Genomic DNA, 17,409 nt, shown 5'->3' on the forward strand with positions numbered 1-17,409 from the left:
ATAATTTCAGTTATTTACTACTTGCTTATGTCGGAAAGTGACAGAAGAGGGATAAAACCAGGGAGAGGTCTTAAAATCCCTAAGCCGTTAGTAGTTCGTAATTAAGAGTTTTAATTACGATTTACCTGGCCACGATCGCATCTACTTTCTTCATTCTCAGGTAGTTTTGGAATGTAGAGTCGAATTTTTCCAAAATGTCTTTAACTGAAGAAATTCTTTCCCAATTACCAGGCGATGTTTTAAAAGGATTGCGCCAAGGCGATCGCATCCTTACATCTGCGAAAACTCCGCACCCACACCACAATTAGTTAAAGAAAATTAACAGTCTTTAGGCGTCCAAGAATAATTAATCAAAGATTGAAATTACCTATTGTGGTAAATTCAATACCATGATTAATTTGTATTGTGCATAAGTCTTATATCAATATTTATGCAAAGGTGTCTTGATTACATGAATCTAATGAACTTTAAAATCCAAGGCTTTTTTACAACGTTAATAATTGGTACTGTGTCAGCATTGACCATTTCAGACGCTATCTCTCAAAAGGTGAACGCCGAACCTGCGCCTTCTTGTAATAATGCAACCATAACAGGTAGCTATGGATTTAAAGCGACTGGGACGATCATAGGATCGCCTATAGCTAGCGTTGGTTTAGTTAAGGTTGATGGAAGGGGAAATTTTCAATCAATAGGTGGTGCTAGCGTTGACGGTACTGTACGTACAAACGAAACAGGCTCAGGAACCTATAGTGTTAAACAAGATTGTACGGTGCAGATAGTAACCTCAGATGGTAGTACTTATAGCGGTGTCATTGTTGATGGTGGCAAGGAAATCGTTTTTATCGCAACCGTTCCAGGTACAGTAGTTGTTGAGACTTGGAAAAAAGTGAACTGATTTACTCCATCTGTCCCAACACTTGGAAATGAATAGACATCTCCAGAAATTAAATATGTGTTATCTAGAATCATTGTAGAGACGTAGCAATGCTACGTCTCTACATTCTTTTTCACTACTATGTCTAATAAATTATTGCCTGCGATTTTTAAGTTATCGTGAGTTCGACGAACCTCTCCCTGCCTTGAACTAAAGTTGAAGTCTGTCTCTCTCAGAGGTTGTTTTAAAAGTGTTTTGTTGTGATTTTAGGCACGTTTAGATCCCCCCTAACCCCCCTTAAAAAGGGGGGAAATGGAATCAAAGTCCCCCTTTTTAAGGGGGATTTAGGGGGATCTAGAACTTTTCGATACCAACAAGAGGACTTTTAAAACATCCTCTCCGACTGCAAACAATAAATCTCCTGCATCACAATATTTCTCATTAGGTAGAACTAAATCTGAATAAAACCAATTATTGCCTCCATTGAGGTTTTGAATTCTAGTAATGGGTGTGCCAGCAGTCAATAGTTCATGTCTTAGGTAAGCTCTACCATTGATTAGCCTTACGCAGTGGCCTAGAGTTGTTTTTATCCATACCTTTGGTAAATTTCTTACAATGCTGGTCAACTCTTTTCCTCCCAATCTTGAATCTGCAACCCATTCACCCGACCAAATTCTTTTGTATTATGCGTAACCACTATCAAATTATTCGCCATTGCAATAGCTGCAATCTGCACATCATAAGGGCCAATCGGCGTACCACTAGCTGCTAACTCAGCCCGAATTCTCCCTGCTATCCTTGCGGCTTCTGGGTCTAAAGGTAGAATAATAAACTGACTAAAAAAACGTTGCAATATTTCTAAATTTCTCTTTTGTTGGGCACTACGATAAGCACCATAGTACAGTTCTAATTGGGTTATTGTAGAAACTAAAATATCTTCTGGTTGTTGGGATGTCAGTTGAGTTGTTACCGCAGGACTACTATTATTTATTAAGCGGATACAGACATTAGAATCGAGCAGATAAATCAAAATAGCGGCTCCCTAGTTTCGTATTCTCCCTGTTCTGCCCGTTCTAGCGGTTTTCCTACCCAACCACCAATTACTTCTTCAAAAAACCCAGGCATCCAGCCCCGTTGTTCTGGTGTAACTCTTTGAATTGTTACCGTAACTTCAATTTCTGTATCTGGCATTTCTACTGGGATATCTAAATGTAAAATACCATCTTTACCCACATGCGACCGGATTTTTATACTATCCATCGTATTTTTATCCTAATAAAAGAAATAATATCGCATCTACTTTCTTCATTCTCAGGTAGTTTTGGAATGTAGAGTCGAATTTTTCCAAAATGTCTTTAACTGAAGAAATTCTTTCCCAATTACCCGGCGATGTTTTAAAAGGATTGCGCCAAGGCGATCGCATCTTAACATCTGTGCGCGAAAACTCCGCACCAGTACCAACCTTAGTTAAAGAAAGTCAACAGCCTTTAGGCGTTGTAGACTTCGATGTGCTAATCTGCGGTGGCACTTTAGGCATTTTAATTGGTTGCGCCTTGGCGGTGAAGGGGTTGCGGGTGGCGTTGCTGGAACGGGGTATTTTGCGGGGGAGAGAACAAGAATGGAATATTTCTCGCAAAGAATTAGATGTGTTTGTGGAATTAAACTTGCTAACAGAGGATGAATTAGCAAGTGCGATCGCCACTCAATATAACCCAGCACGAGTTAGTTTTGCTGGCGGTACAGAAGTTTGGGTAGAGGATGTCTTGAATATCGGCGTAGATCCAGTTTATCTACTAGCTACCTTGAAAACCCGATTTCTCGCCGCTGGTGGAAAGTTATTAGAAAACACACCTTTTAGCGAAGCGATGGTTCATCCCGACGGGGTGATGGTAAATAACCAATTCAAAACTCGCTTATTAATCGACGCGATGGGACATTTTTCACCCATCACCCAACAAGCACGCCAAGGCAAAAAACCAGACGCACTGTGCTTGGTTGTCGGAAGTTGCGCTCAAGGTTTTCCAGAAAATAACTCAGGCGATTTATTATTATCATTTACATCTTTGCAAAATCAATGCCAGTACTTCTGGGAAGCCTTTCCAGCCAGGGATGGCAGAACCACTTACTTATTTACCTACATGGATGCAGAACCTCAACGTTTGAGTTTAGAAGCTTTATTTGAGGAATATCTGCGTCTGTTACCAGAATATCAGGGAGTGGAGTTAAACAAACTGAAATTTCAACGGGCACTATTTGGTTTCTTTCCTACCTATCGCCAAAGTCCGCTAAAAACCCCTTGGAATCGCATTCTCCCAGCCGGAGATAGCAGTGGTAGTCAATCTCCCTTGAGTTTTGGAGGTTTTGGGGCAATGGTGCGTCACCTCAAGCGTTTAACTTATGGCATTGACGAAGCGCTAGAAACAGAACAATTATCTGCAAAAGCGTTAACACTGCTGCAACCTTATCAGCCAAGTTTGACTGTTACCTGGTTGTTTCAAAGGGCGATGAGTGTTGGTGTAAATCAGAAAATTGCCCCAGATCAAATTAACCAATTACTCTCAGCAGTATTTGAGGAAATGCAACAGTTGGGTACGCCAGTGTTAAAACCATTTTTACAAGATATAGTGCAATTTTCGGCACTAACGCAAACACTGTTAAAAACTGGTTTATATCATCCTGGAATAGTTGTCAAGATAATTCCGCAAGTAGGTTTGGCAAGTTTGTTAGATTGGATGTTACATTACAGTAATTTAGGTGTATACACTGCCTTGCTTTCACTAAGTCCAATGCTAGAAACATGGATTAAGAATCAACCGAACGAACAACAATATTATTGGCATCGTTTGATTGATGCTTGTAAGTATGGTTCTGGCGGTGATTACTCAGATGAAACTTAGAATAATATCGGTGTGAGGATAACATGATAGAACGTAAATCTTCAGGAATAAAATACTTTGCAGTGCTGATTGGATTCTTGCGCGATCGCCAAGGTTTTCTAGAGGAAATTCGTCAAGGTACGAGATTACCAAATAAAATCATTTCGCTGCTAGTTTGCAGTTCCTTATTTATCGCTGCTTATGGTGGAATCATTGGTGCATACCATAGCTGGATGCAAGCTTTATCTTCTGCCATTAAACTCCCAGCCCTTTATTTAATCACACTTTTGATTTGCATCCCGACGTTGTTCTTTGCCAACATTATTTTTGGTTCCAAACGGAGTTTTGCCCAGCATTTAGCATTAGTCTTAACTGCGGTTTCAGTCACCAGCGTACTTTTATTTAGCTTTGCTCCAATCACGTTGTTTTTCTTAATTACCACCAATAATTACCAATTTTTAATTTTGTTAAATGTCTTTATCTTTGCCATCACTGGATTTATTGGTATTTCATCTTTATATCAAGCTACGAGTTTAGTTTTAGAACAAGATGATGAAGGTAGTAAAACCCGCCAGAAAATTTTGCAATTTTGGCTATTTCTTTACGCTTTTGTAGGCAGTCAGTTAGGATGGACTCTCAGACCGTTTTTTGGCACACCTGGTTCTGTTTTTGAACTATTTCGCGAAAGAGAGGGTAATTTCTATTTAAGCGTGATTAAATCTCTTAGCTATCTCTTTGGATTCCGTTAATTAATCGTTAGCAATTCCCCAAAATATACAAAATAAAAAAATATGCTGAAAAAGCAAAATCGCGGAATTCAACAATTTGGAGTTTTAGTTAATTTACTGCGCGATCGCCAGTCATTCTTAGAAGAAATTCGTCAGGGAATCAGATTACAAAATAAAATCAGTTCTCTGTTCGTAACTAGTTCTATATTTTTTGCCCTTTATGGAGCAATTATCGGTGCATCCCACAGTTGGGGACAGGCATTATCGGGTGCTATTAAGCTTCCGGTATTCTATTTAATCACACTGATTATTTGTTTCCCAACTTTGTTCTTTTTTAATGTTTTGTTTGGTTCTCGGAGCAGTATTTTACAGCATTTCGTTGTATTACTCACATCTGTGTCAGTGATTAGCGTACTTTTATTTAGCTTGGCACCCGTTACGCTATTTTTTCTTATAACGACACCCGATTCTTATCAATTTTTTAAACTGCTGAATGTGTTCATTTTTGGTATTACAGGTATATTTGGCGTTAAATTCCTGTATGAAGGAATGCAATTACTTTCTCAACAAGATGAAGTTGGTAAAAAAACCCGCACCACTATTTTAAGATCCTGGTTATTGCTTTACGCCTTTGTTGGTATGCAATTAGGATGGTTTCTCAGACCGTTTTTTGGTGCGCCTGACTCTAAATTTGAATTGTTTCGCGCAGTGAAAGGCAACTTTTATTTGGATATTGTAGCGGCGATTTCCGAAATTTTAGGTTTGCGTTAATCTCAGAAAAAGATAATTAGTCTAGTTTCCAGTGACAACTAATAGTTAATAAAAACCTAACTTGATCAAATTTTCCTCATTCCCAGGCAGCTGCCTGGGAATGCATTCATTGAGTCAGAGACTCAATAAACCTCTTACACAAATGCAAATTTCAAAGTCCCTCTCCCAAGCTTGGGAGAGGGATTTAGGGTGAGGGCTTTAAATATTCTTGTAATTGTTGAGTACGCAGTTTTGTAGTATCTTCCAAACAACCAAAATAAATGGTAGAGGCAATACTTCCACCCTCATAACTGCTTCTTTCAAACTCACAATTGGTATCTCGAAACTTGATCCATGCTAGTTGTGCCGCAATCAATTTTTGTTTTCTAGGCCTTTCTAATGAAGATATCACTTGTTGATAAACCTGATTCAGTTTTTTATCTGCATTCTGATAAGACAACTTCGTACATTCATTAATTGCTGCTTGAGTTTGAGGATTATTGCAGTTGAGCTTTTGAACTAAGCGCATTTCAGATAAATCAGGCGTTGTGCCTGCTATTGTCATGGCGAGGGGATTTAAACTGCTGAAAGTTAGTATGCTGGACAAAACTAGTAATAATTGACGCATAGCAAAATCTTTGTTCTTAAATAATATAGAAATTTGAGCTTTTTGGTGGTCTCGAACTCAGAATCAGAGTAGAAAGTGGTATGCTCCACAAAGAAGTGTCATGGTTTGCACGAAGCTTTCCCTATTTTGCCTACCAGTAAACTCCAGCGATGGAGTTTTGGTTAAAAGAAGAAGACAGCAACTGCATGAAATCGAAAGAAGATAAGCGATCGCTAGTATATATACTTATTGCATCATCCAGAGCAAGGGATGAAATTTTTATTTAAGCAAATAAAATATATATTTTTGTTAGAAGTATGATCTTTGTGTCTAAAATATTTTTATTATACGCCAAATACCGATAAAACTCTTGCATCGATCGTTAAAATAACTGTATTCTTTATATTGTTGAAAATTGCTTTTCACAAAAGCAATAACAAAGCACAATTTCAGCACATCGCAAAAAACATTGACTGGGCAAATCGATAAATGTCGATATCAAACCAAAATCTATGTATGCTGTTGTTGCTGGCATTATTGAGTAACAGGAGCAACTCTCAAAATGAAAAATTAAATATTTTGTTTATGCGTGTAGTGTAGCAAGGAATTCAAAAATTCTTACTATTCCCTATCTCTTACAGTCCATACCTAATTTGAATAGAGAAGAGTATTGGCTAAATTTTCAATCTTTTCATCTCTTTAATCGGGGCAAGAAATCTATTCTGTGCTGGCTGAGTTTGGGATTTCAAACTTATTTTATCAACGAATCAAGACCAGGAAAATTATGACCTCTTTAGATCCTAATTTTTTTGACATCCCGGACAAAAGCCTAATCATCATCGACCCAGCCGTTGATGACTATAAAAAGCTAAATGGCAACAACTTGGAAGTCATCTTTAAAGACGTAGTAGATCCAGAAGTAATAACAGTAACTTCAAAAGCAGAAAAACTACTGAAAGCTCCACCAAAGGAATTGTTAGCGCCTCCTGGTGATTTCAATCCTACATTACTACTGTTTTTTGCATCTGTGACAGTACTGGTGTCATCTCATTGCGGTTACTGGCTTTGGCAATGGCCAGACTGGCTGTGTTTTGTTTCTAACACTATTGCTTTGCATTGTGCTGGAACAGTAATTCATGATGCTTGTCACCAATCTGCTCACCGCAATCGAGTCATTAATGCCATACTAGGTCATGGTAGCGCCCTGATGCTAGGGTTCGTTTTTCCAGTGTTTACACGAGTACATTTGCAGCATCACGCTCATGTTAACCATCCCAAAAATGACCCAGATCATTTTGTTTCTACGGGTGGCCCGCTGTGGATGATTGCATTTCGATTCTTGTCCCATGAGGTGTTTTTCTTTCGACGGCGACTGTGGCGCAAATATGAGCTATGGGAATGGTTAATTAGCCGCTTAATTGTTGTTGCAATTTTTTATATCTCAGTTCAATATCATTTTTTAATGTACGTTCTCAATTTTTGGGTTGTACCTTCTGGTATAGTGGGATTAATACTGGGCTTATTTTTTGATTATTTGCCTCATCGTCCCTTTGTTGAACGCGATCGCTGGAAAAATGCTCGTGTATACCCTAGCCCAATTCTTAACATCCTGATTTTAGGTCAAAACTACCATTTAATTCATCATTTATGGACTTGTATTCCCTGGTACAAGTATCAGTCTACATACTATCTGATGAAGCCTTTGTTAGATGAAAAAGGCTGTTATCAAACTTCGGGGTTGCTACAAAAGAAAGACTTTCTAGAGTTTATTTACGACATCTTTGTAGGAATTCGCTTTTCTCATCAAAAAACTCAAAACCAAGATGAATTACAAAGTCTTAAATAAGCATTAACTCGTGAATTAGTCATTAGTTATATCATGTCCGCCAAATTACCCATAATAAAATAACCCCACCCCCAACCCCTCCCGAAAAGCGGGGAGGGGAGACAAAGCACAGCTTTGGCGGGGTGGGGTTCTTCGGGTTTAATAAGCAATCAAGCGGACATGATATTATTGGTCAATAACCAATATCTCGTTCCCAGTCTCCGACTGGGAACGAGGAAAAAGGCTTTTCACCCAGTCCCCAGTCCCCAGTCCCCAGTCCCCAGTCCCCAGTCCCCAGTCCCCAGTCCCTTGCTATATAACTATTTTATTTTTTGTAAATCAAAAAAACTGAACCAATCGGCCCGAGATTTTCTACATAAGTTTTCTGGTTGTAATACAATCCTGGAGACATACCTCCATCAAATAAAATCCCTTCTTGAATCTTACCTAAACAGTTATTGCTAGCAATACCTTCTAAGACATTATCAAACATATCTGGCAGTAACTCTTGATTAAGTTGAGATAATTCAATCTGAGAATTAGCTTTCAAGTCATTAACTAATAAGATTACATAGCCTTGATTCGTGATAGCTGCCAAAGAGCGATTAGTTGCATTTTTACAAGCAAATTCTCCCAAATCTTGACAAATATCTTTAAATTTACCTTGACGATAGAATCTGCCATTACCGCCCACTAAATTGTAATTGAGAATATCGTTCGTTCTTCTGCCAGCTTGAATAGTAGCCTGTCGCTGCTGGGGTGTACCTCCTGATATGCCAAAGGAAGAACGTTTATTTTTAAATGCTCCTGAATACTCTACGCCACGAGAAATATTTAAGCCTTGGGGTTTATCATCAGTATCTATATAGTCGGCATTAATTGCAGCAATGGGTAGCTGTCCGTTTAACTTGGCATTTTCATCAGCGATAAGTTCACGAAACTGTTTTGCTACATATTCTTTACGCAGTTTACCTCTACTATCTTTGGCGTAAAGTTTATGAGATAGACCAACATTAACTTTGAAATCTAATTCTGCTGATTTGGGATTAAAAATAATCACATTGTTAATACCTTTAGGATTTTTTTTACCTTGATTATTGGTTTTAAAAAAATCAATACTGAACTTGGCATCTTTGCCAGGGCAAGTTTTAGACGCTTTTGGAACTAAATTTGCTTCCATCTTTTGACAACCTGATAATAAGCTTGCACTGATTATCAAAATAAATAACAAAAATAATTTTTTTGTAAACATAATAATACAAAAAAAACCGCTACAGAATTACTATAGCGGGGAATAATTTAAAATTTCAGTCTGGAGTCAATCTCAGAACCAAAACTTAAGAGAACCATTCTAAGACAGCTTCTTCTTTGGTGTTGGTATTCCGAGATGGTGTCTCACGATTAAATTTCATCTGAATCGATCGGGTTTGCTCACCATCAGCAGCTACAGCCAAAATTGGGTAGTCAATTAAACCATCCTGGAAGGACATCTGGAAGCGGAATGTTCCATCTGGATTCAGCTTAATTGGACGGCCACCAATAGTTACAGTAGCATCGGGTTCAGTTGCACCGTAGACTATCAACTCAGCATCGGCAATTAACCAGAACTGGCGCGGACGCACTGGTACGGCGGAAGCCGAGAAGCCAACACCTGACATTCCTGCACCGGAAGCGGTTAAACCAGACACGGTGGGAGTTGCCCACAGACCCACACCTGATGGGAAAATGTAAGAGCTAATAGCTTGTTCGGGACGCACTGCACCTTGTTGGGAGCCGAAGATAGAGCCAGCAACCCGTTGTGCTTCGGCAGATTCTGCTAAACCAAATATTTCGTCGTAGATGGGGTTGCCGTTACCATTTACAACAACATTGCCATTGGCGGTAGCTGCAACTTTCTTGGCAGGAGGAACTAGTTCGTACTGAGTTTTGCCACGTAAATCTTCTTCAAAATTTACAGTCACGAAGACATCCTCAATCCAGTCAGAAGGATAGACAGGAGGAATGTGTACTTTACTAGAACGAGCTAGTACTAACCAGCGACCATCAGCAGCACGATAGCCGATATCGATCGTATAATCGCGATCGCTAACTGGAACTGGTAAATACCATTCTCTAGCTAGTTCATCAGCGGGATATTCTTGAATGCTATGTGGGCTTTGGTATTCGATATCGATGTCGGTGACATCATAAATCCGTAGTGCCAGTTGTTGTCCGCCTTGCCGACGCAGTTCCTCTTTGTGTTCATTGGGAACATCCCAGTAAGTGTAAGCCCATTGAGGATCGCGCGGTAAAAGTACAATCCGGCTTTCACCATAGCCAGAAGGCAAATCTGCCAGTCCTTCATCAACATCAGCTAAAGATCCACCAGTACGATCTTCCTGACCTAATTCAAACTTTGCAGCTTCCACGGTTTCTTGTGCCTCCAATGAACGAGATGGACTGAGTAAGTTTTTGCTACGCTGGACTTCTTGTATTGATGTCAGCAGTTGTGATTTACGCATTCGGCTATAGCGAGAGATACTATATTCGCTAGCAACTTTGCGTAGTTGGCGTAAGGTCATCTCCTCTAGTGGCGGGCGTTCTTTTGCCATTAATTTGGCCTCCAGTAGTTTAAGCGGTAAATGATTTCCCCTGGTTAAAGAATGCTATGTAAAATCTCATCCATTCCAGATGAATTTCTTATTCCTGACTCCTGGTTTTGCCCAGTTTTTAAGTTTTTTAATCTGTTTTTAAATTGAGCCAACATCCTTTCAATTCCTCATAATGCTGAAATTAGCATTTCTTTGGGATCGGAGGATTTCTGTTTGTTAAGTCTATATTAACCACTAAGCATATCTAGGGATCAAGGGGTCAGAAGTAGGTTTTTTGACTGTTTCACGAATTTATCAGCCCTTCTGGGATCTTATTGTCATGAAATTATGACAATTACAGCTACCTATGGACAGAATGTCATGAAATATTGACATTGCTTTCTGAGTTAGCCAAAAACCCCAATTCTTGAAGAAGAATTCAGAAGTCAGAATTTATGAGCAAAGCCAAAGACGCTGCACTATCAACTCTTTGGTTCAAAATAGCCAACTGATTTCTGGTGACTAACGCCTTTATTCAGTTTCGTTAAGCGATCGCCTTTTTCACCCACTCTTCATGTGAAATTAAGTCCCAAGATAGTGTGTAGCCCACCATAGAAGAACTTAAGCTTGGCATATAAGTTTAGGGTTTAAGGAAATAGTTATGAATAAGGAAACAGTTCCTAGTCAAGCTGAAAAGTCTAATCCAGAAGGCGATCCATCAGAATTAAGTCCAGAGGTACTAGACAAAATCAAACACCCTGCAAGAATAGATGATGTTATTCGAGAGCAATCACCACAAGAACGTAGAAGTAACCCAGCTTTAGTACCAGAAATGATTGACGATCCATCTGATAATGATTGATTGGGTTTGCAAAACAGTAATCGAAAAGCTCAGATTCGCTACTTTGTAGAGAAGTAGCGAATCTTGTTAGTAATGTGTTGTTATTCAAGATTATGTAGTTATTCTCGATTATTTTTACCCCACCCTAACCCTCCCCTTATAAAGGGGAGGGAACCGGATTTTCTTGTTTCCCCCCTTTATAAGGGGGGATTAAGGGGGGTAATAATTTGAATAACACAACATAGCACTTTTCAAACATCCTCTAAGCTTTATTTATAGATATTTTGTAAGTGTGTTCGTATATACATTTGCCTCATGAATAACGGAAGGCTAAATTATCATTGTCATCTATACTAAGTTAGATTCTGGAAAGTTAAAGTTTATAACCAGGGTTGTATATACAGGAGCGATTATAAAGTCATTTAATAAAATATTACTGATTTAGTGAAAGATAGTATTTATACCAATTATTTTGAAGATGCACATAAGATTCTAAATAATTTTCCTAATACCAGCAAAGTTTCCAAATCTCAAAACGAACAAAACTAACGTCTGGTGAAAATTATTAATCGAAATAAATTCAGGAATTACACAAAATCATAAAATAGCATAGACGCACCGCAAATGCGTCTTATTGGCGCAGCCTCTCCTCGAAAATACAAGCAGCTTGCCACAAAGTTCTTGCGTAAGTCCTGATATTGTGAAACCATAAATTGTAACTTGCTGATACAACTAACTAATTTGTCTCTAGCCTCACTCCAGAAAAATTACTGGTAGTACTAACAATCATGACGCGATCGCCAAATTCAGAAAACAATCAGGAACCATCTAATCGTCGTCTGTGGCTCCTGCTTTTAGGACGTACCAGTTTGGCTCTAGGTGGGGTTTTACTAATTGGAATTATAGTTGGTGCTTGGTGGGCTAGAAACTATGTATATAAAGATTTAGCACCGTTAGTACAGCAAAATCTTGAGCAATTACTGGGGCGTCCAGTAAAAGTTGGGAACGTTGAACGTTTTTCGCTTTCTAGTCTGAGATTTAGCTCTCTATCGATACCAGCCACTCCCACCGATGCAGATCGGGTGGTAGCAAAAGCTTTGGATGTGCAGTTCTCGCCATTGCAACTTCTTCTTAGCCGAAAATTAGCATTAAATGTCACCTTAGTTCAACCCAATGTCTACATTCAACAAGATAAAGATGGTCGTTGGGTGACAGCCCAAGTTAAGGCTGGAGAGGGACAAGGTTTTATTCAAACTGAGTTGCAGTCACTTCAAATTCAAGATGGCAATGTAGAGTTAATGCCATTCACTGCACTGACTAAACCCAAAGGCTCAGTCATATTAGATCGAGTTGGTGGTATTGCCCGATTTTCCGATCGAAATCAAAGGATCGGTTATGACTTCAATACTCAATTCACTAGGGGAGGCGCTGCTAAAATTGTTGGCGAAACCCAAGTAAAAGCTCAACAAACTAACCTGCAACTTTCAGCCCAAAATTTACAAGCATCCGATATCACTAGATTAATTCAGTTGCCGATCGCTCTGCAAGCAGGGTATTTAAATGCTGACTTAGGAGTTCAGATTCCACCCAAACTTTCAGACATCGCAATTACGGGAACAGCTACAGCTAATCAAATCACCGCGAAAATCCAAAATATTCCTCAGCCGGTTTCTAATTTTAATGGGAAATTTCTATTTCAAGGTCAGACAGTTACTTTAGATAATCTGAGTACAAACTTTGGTAAAATTCCCATTCAGGCTAATGGAACAATCAATACTCAAACAGGTTTTAATGTTTCTGCTCTGATAAAACCTGTTACTGCGAAAAATATCTTAGATACATTGAAAGTAAATTCGTCAGTTCCAGCTAGTGGCGAAATTCAGGCAAAAATTCAGGTAGGCGGCGCACTTGAGCAACCAGTAGTCAGCGGTACAGTAAGTAATACCAAACCGATTCAAGTCGATCGCGTTCAATTTAATACTATCAACACTGATTTCCGCTTGAATGCATCCAAAACTGCATCTCAACTTACTGTCTCCAATCTGAAAATAGTCCCCGCCGCTGGTGGTGAAATTACCGGCGGCGGTCAAGCTAATTTGGGAGTTAAAGATGGGGTAATATTTAATGCTCAAGCTGATGGAATATCAGGAGATATACTAGCACGCAGCTATGGCGTTACTCTACCGATCGCAGTGGGGAATGTTTCCGCAAAAGCTCAAATTTCTGGCTCACTTCGCAAACAGCCTTTAAAACTTGATGTTTCCAATGTTCAGATAACGCCGCCAGCCGGGGGACAAATCACCGCCAATGGTCAAATTCAATTGGCTCCCCAAGGTGAAGTAGGCGTAGATATTCAAGCTCAAGGTATCCCAGGAAATGCGATCGCTCAAGGTTACGGCATTTCAACTCCGATTAATGTTGGTGGTATATCTGCGAACGCTAAAATTTCTGGTTCTTTGGGTACACCGTTAAATGTCAACGTTTCTCGCGTTCAAGCAAATCCAGAGGTGGGAGGACAAGTCACAGCTAGCGGACGAGTTCAGCTTGCACCTCAAGGTAGGGTAGCGTTGAATGTGCAAGCACGAAATTTACCAGGGGATGCGATCGCCAAAGCCTACAATTCCTCACCCTCCATTACCATTGGGAATGTCTCGGCAAATGCTGATATTTCAGGCACTCTGAGCAATCTGCAAACAGTAGCGCGGGTGCAAGCGCCTAGTGCCACCTATCCCACTAGTGGACGAGTTGTTGTTACCAAACAAGGAGAGAATATCGTCTTTCCCGATGCGGTTGTGAACGTCGCCGGTGGGACAATCACAGCTCAAGGTCAACTTGCACAACAACGCTGGCAAGGATCTGTCAAAACTTCTCAAATTCAACTCAACCGTTTCTCACCACAACTGCGAGGACGGCTGAATAGCAATATTCAGTTAGCAGGCACAACCCAATCTTTCCAACTTGCAGATATTCGCGCCGCCGGACAAATCAGCCTTCCCCAAGGAGTAGCACAGCTGGCAAAACCGCTGACTGCAAGATTTCAGTGGAATGGACAGCAGATTATCGTTGAAAACGCAACTACCGCAGGATTTACTGCTAATGGTGCGATCGCTATTCAGTCTCCCCCAACTGGCGCACCCCAAATTGCCGGATTTGATTTAAATGTACTGGCGCAGAATTTCAACCTACAAAATACTGGTTTTAAAGTTCCTGGGGACGTAGCAATAGCAGGGCGACTTGATTTTAATGGAAAAGTTACAGGAACTCCAGATGTACCCCAAGCTAATGGGAATATCCGGCTGCGGAATTTCAATGTGAGTAACTTGGCGTTTGACCGACTTTTAACTGGAAACGTGAATTTTCAAGGCGGACAAGGAGGAAGTCTGCGATTAGCTGGGGAACAAGATCGGATTGCGCTTAACTTAGGCGCAGATTATCGTCCTACTTCATTTTTAGTTAAACGCGATGAAGCAGTTACTACGGGTAGAACTGAGGGAGATAACTTGATAATCAACGCCCAACAGTTTCCCATTGCTCTGGTTGGCGGCTTTTTACCTAACAATCAATTGAAACCTCTGGGGGGGCAATTATCGGGTAATTTAGTTGTCAATCTGAATAATTATGCCATTGCGGGAGATGTGGCGATCGCAGCACCTCGCGTTGCCAGAGTTGCAGCCGATGAATTTCGCGGCAACATCAATTATGCTGATGGTACAGCTAGCTTGGCTAATGGTCTATTGCGGATTGGCGATAGCAACATCGCTCTCAGTGGTAATGTGCAAGCAGGGAATGACCCGCAATTTCAATTCCAAGCTAATTTTGCCGAAGCGAAAATCCAGAGACTCTTACAAGCATTTAATATCTTCGATTTTAAAGACCTCAGTACCGGGTTGCAGCCTCCGACGTTAGCAGGAGCCGAAGTACTGGAAACTGAGCCTGTCAGTTTGCCGGATGCAGATTTGAAAACACAGTTAGCATATTTCTCGAATATTACAACAGCGATCGCCAAAGAACAGCAAGTAGAGAAAAAACAAACCGCATCTTTACCCAGCCTTGCAGAATTAACAGGTGCTTTAAGCGGAGCAATTACAGCCAATGGCTCGTTAAAATCTGGGTTGAATGTTGGCTTTAATTTTCAAGGTGCTAACTGGCAATGGGGTAATTATTCCATCAATCCAGTCGTTGCTCAAGGTACTTTCGCCGATGGTATCGTCACCCTTTCACCCTTGAGTGTGGGGATAAATCGAGGACTAGTGGCGTTTTCAGGACAGTTAGGAACTGAGCAAGTATCTGGAAAGTTGAATGTAGCCAGTCTGCCTCTATCACTTTTAGAGCCTTTTATCGAAAAATACCCCGTAGATATCACTGGTAATGTAAATGCTGATGCCACTTTAGCAGGTAGTTTGCAAGACCCCAGAGTTCAAGGGAAAGTGGCGCTAGCGAATGCGACCCTTAACAAACAACCCGTGCGAACAGGAGAGGTGAACTTTGATTACAACAAAGCTCGCTTGAATTTTGATAGTACCTTACTAGTAACAGGAACCCAGCCAGTTGCAATTACAGGTAGCGTACCTGCTCCTTTGCCTTTTGCCAAAGTGCAACCTGATAGCAATCAAATCAACATCGACGCCAATGTGCAAAATGAAGGATTGGCACTGTTAAATCTGTTGACCAACAATCAAGTCGCTTGGGTAGACGGTCAAGGAAAAGTAGATTTAAATGTTCAAGGTACTTTAACCGAACCAATTATCAACGGCAACGCCACATTTAATAATGCAACTTTTAGCGCTCAAGCCTTATCCGATCCTCTCACGAATGTCACAGGAACAGCACTATTTAATGGTACTACGGTAAGCGTTGAAAATATCCAAGGTAATTACAATCAAGGGCAAGTCACTGCATCAGGCATCTTGCCAATTTTTGATGCTCAACAAGCCGCAGCGAATCCCCTGACAGTATCAATCGCAGACAAACTCAATTTTAAGCTTGCAGGACTGTATGAAGGTGGTGTTGGTGGCGATGTCGTGATTCGCGGCACAGCCTTAAAACCTGTAATTGGCGGAGAGATTCAACTGAGTGATGGTCAGGTAATTATTGGCAACTCGCCTACTACGGCTAAAAAATCAGCAGCTACAGCAGAGTCTAACACTAAGGTCATAAATCTAGATAGACAACAGGTTAACCCTAACGCCACACCGACAGCAGAGAATAACCCTAACTCAGTAGCTACAGTGGATGGAAGCACTAACCCAGTGGTTACAGTGGATGGAAGCACTAACTCAGTGGCGACAACAGACGCAAGCACTAGCGCTGCAACTCCACCCAACTTACCTGTAACGTTTGCAGATTTAAAGTTGATTTTAGGCAAAGATATTCGGGTTACAACTCAGTCCCTACTCAGCTTTGTACCAGGAGGAGCGGCATTAAGTCAGCCCCTATTGAGGTTTGACGCAACAGGCGACTTGACCATTAATGGTACATTAGCCAAACCGCTTCCTGAAGGAGTCATTCGTTTGACAGGAGGACGACTGAGCTTATTTTCCACTGAGTTTACCTTGGCGCGGGGCTACGAACAAACTGCGCGGTTTACTCCAAGTCAAGGACTTGACCCGACTTTGGATGTCCGACTGACGGCAATTGTACCGGAAGCATCAGCAAGGAACACTCAAACTTTGGAATCACCATTGTCTTCTGAAGTCAGCGATGTTTCTGTAAACAACTTTGGGACTTTACGTAGCGTTACCGTTCAAGCGAGGGTGAACGGCCCAGCTAGCAAATTGGGTGACAATCTAGAACTGACGAGCGAACCTAGCCGTAGCAAAGGAGAAATAGTTGCTTTGCTGGGTGGCTCAATTCTGGGTTCTTTCGGTCAAGCAGATGCAGGCCAAGGGCTGACTAATTTCGCTAGTTCTACCATTTTAGGTAGTTTACAAGGAACTATCACTGCGATCGGACAAGCTGTTGGTTTCAGTGAATTTCGGATATTTCCGACTCCATCGATTAATAATGATGAATCAAAAACATCAAGAGCTTCAATTCTGAATTTATCAGCGGAAGGTGTGTTTGATATTAATAAAAATTTCTCTGCCTCTTTATCACGCGCTCTTTCTAGCGATGAATCTTTCCGTTTCAATGTCCTCTATCGAGTCAATGACGAAATTCTGATGCGAGGCTCAACTGATGTGGGGGATGAAAATCAACTCCAAGTTGAGTATGAAACTCGATTTTAGATTGCTGTATTAGCATTGTCAGCCGACACAATCCCATTGTTAGTCGAAACAATCACATTGCTGGTCGATAAACTAACTAATTACCTGGACAGGATATCACTCAATACTGTT

General features: G+C 40.6%; 12 protein-coding genes. 7 read left to right on the forward strand and 5 right to left on the reverse strand.

Features of this window, described 5'->3' with window-relative positions; genetic code table 11:
* Positions 1-508: 508 nt before the first annotated feature.
* Positions 509-895 carry a hypothetical protein gene (locus tag RMZ42_RS32705; protein ID WP_322675331.1) on the forward strand — a complete coding sequence of 129 codons (387 nt, stop codon included), beginning with the start codon at positions 509-511 and terminating at the stop codon, positions 893-895.
* Positions 896-1,496: 601 nt separating this feature from the next.
* Here the strand turns inward: RMZ42_RS32705 and vapC are convergent.
* Complete coding sequence (gene vapC / locus RMZ42_RS32710; protein WP_322675332.1) at positions 1,497-1,904, reverse strand: type II toxin-antitoxin system tRNA(fMet)-specific endonuclease VapC; 408 nt, start codon at positions 1,902-1,904, stop codon at positions 1,497-1,499.
* Positions 1,901-2,134 (reverse strand): hypothetical protein, encoded by a 234-nt coding sequence (locus tag RMZ42_RS32715; protein ID WP_322675333.1) that lies wholly within the window; start codon positions 2,132-2,134, stop codon positions 1,901-1,903. The genes vapC and RMZ42_RS32715 overlap by 4 nt, the downstream gene beginning before the upstream one ends.
* An 89-nt stretch (positions 2,135-2,223) precedes the next feature.
* Between RMZ42_RS32715 and RMZ42_RS32720 the strand changes: the two genes are divergently transcribed.
* The 3 genes from RMZ42_RS32720 to RMZ42_RS32730 are packed head-to-tail and all read left to right on the forward strand — an operon-like array spanning position 2,224 to position 5,249.
* A complete protein-coding gene (locus RMZ42_RS32720; RefSeq protein WP_322675334.1) occupies positions 2,224-3,771 on the forward strand; it encodes an FAD-binding oxidoreductase in 1,548 nt (515 codons plus the stop codon).
* 23 nt (positions 3,772-3,794) lie between these two features.
* Entirely contained in the window at positions 3,795-4,499 is a 705-nt protein-coding gene (locus RMZ42_RS32725) for an actin-binding WH2 domain-containing protein (protein ID WP_322675335.1), read from the forward strand.
* 42 nt (positions 4,500-4,541) lie between these two features.
* Entirely contained in the window at positions 4,542-5,249 is a 708-nt protein-coding gene (locus RMZ42_RS32730; RefSeq protein ID WP_322675336.1) for an actin-binding WH2 domain-containing protein, read from the forward strand.
* A gap of 184 nt (positions 5,250-5,433) precedes the next feature.
* Here RMZ42_RS32730 and RMZ42_RS32735 read toward each other — a convergent pair whose 3' ends face one another.
* Positions 5,434-5,856 (reverse strand): lysozyme inhibitor LprI family protein, encoded by a 423-nt coding sequence (locus tag RMZ42_RS32735; RefSeq protein ID WP_322675337.1) that lies wholly within the window; start codon positions 5,854-5,856, stop codon positions 5,434-5,436.
* Positions 5,857-6,619: 763 nt separating this feature from the next.
* Between RMZ42_RS32735 and crtR the strand changes: the two genes are divergently transcribed.
* Positions 6,620-7,681, forward strand: a complete 1,062-nt coding sequence (crtR, locus tag RMZ42_RS32740) for a beta-carotene hydroxylase (RefSeq protein WP_322675338.1) — start codon at positions 6,620-6,622, stop codon at positions 7,679-7,681.
* Between the two features lie 304 nt (positions 7,682-7,985).
* On the opposite strand, the gene RMZ42_RS32745 is transcribed toward crtR, so the two are convergent.
* On the reverse strand, positions 7,986-8,912 hold the full coding sequence (locus RMZ42_RS32745) for a phosphodiester glycosidase family protein (protein ID WP_322675339.1): 927 nt from the start codon (positions 8,910-8,912) through the stop codon (positions 7,986-7,988).
* A gap of 85 nt (positions 8,913-8,997) precedes the next feature.
* Positions 8,998-10,251, reverse strand: coding sequence for a DUF4912 domain-containing protein (locus RMZ42_RS32750; protein ID WP_322675340.1), 1,254 nt, complete (start codon positions 10,249-10,251; stop codon positions 8,998-9,000).
* A 640-nt stretch (positions 10,252-10,891) separates the two neighbouring features.
* Here RMZ42_RS32750 and RMZ42_RS32755 point away from each other — a divergent pair.
* Complete coding sequence (locus tag RMZ42_RS32755; protein ID WP_322675341.1) at positions 10,892-11,092, forward strand: hypothetical protein; 201 nt, start codon at positions 10,892-10,894, stop codon at positions 11,090-11,092.
* A gap of 767 nt (positions 11,093-11,859) precedes the next feature.
* Complete coding sequence (locus RMZ42_RS32760; protein ID WP_322675342.1) at positions 11,860-17,298, forward strand: translocation/assembly module TamB domain-containing protein; 5,439 nt, start codon at positions 11,860-11,862, stop codon at positions 17,296-17,298.
* Positions 17,299-17,409: the final 111 nt, after the last annotated feature.

The sequence above is a fragment of the Nostoc sp. DedQUE05 genome, assembly GCF_034530955.1.
Lineage (GTDB): Bacteria > Cyanobacteriota > Cyanobacteriia > Cyanobacteriales > Nostocaceae > Nostoc.

Coding starts and splice junctions, on each gene's coding strand:
- RMZ42_RS32755 (WP_322675341.1), top strand. CDS start 10,892: ATGAATAAGGAAACAGTTCCTAGTCAAGCTGAAAAGTCTAATCCAGAA.
- RMZ42_RS32725 (WP_322675335.1), top strand. CDS start 3,795: ATGATAGAACGTAAATCTTCAGGAATAAAATACTTTGCAGTGCTGATT.
- RMZ42_RS32750 (WP_322675340.1), bottom strand. CDS start 10,251: ATGGCAAAAGAACGCCCGCCACTAGAGGAGATGACCTTACGCCAACTA.
- RMZ42_RS32720 (WP_322675334.1), top strand. CDS start 2,224: ATGTCTTTAACTGAAGAAATTCTTTCCCAATTACCCGGCGATGTTTTA.
- RMZ42_RS32735 (WP_322675337.1), bottom strand. CDS start 5,856: ATGCGTCAATTATTACTAGTTTTGTCCAGCATACTAACTTTCAGCAGT.
- RMZ42_RS32745 (WP_322675339.1), bottom strand. CDS start 8,912: ATGTTTACAAAAAAATTATTTTTGTTATTTATTTTGATAATCAGTGCA.
- RMZ42_RS32760 (WP_322675342.1), top strand. CDS start 11,860: ATGACGCGATCGCCAAATTCAGAAAACAATCAGGAACCATCTAATCGT.
- crtR (WP_322675338.1), top strand. CDS start 6,620: ATGACCTCTTTAGATCCTAATTTTTTTGACATCCCGGACAAAAGCCTA.
- RMZ42_RS32730 (WP_322675336.1), top strand. CDS start 4,542: ATGCTGAAAAAGCAAAATCGCGGAATTCAACAATTTGGAGTTTTAGTT.
- RMZ42_RS32715 (WP_322675333.1), bottom strand. CDS start 2,134: ATGGATAGTATAAAAATCCGGTCGCATGTGGGTAAAGATGGTATTTTA.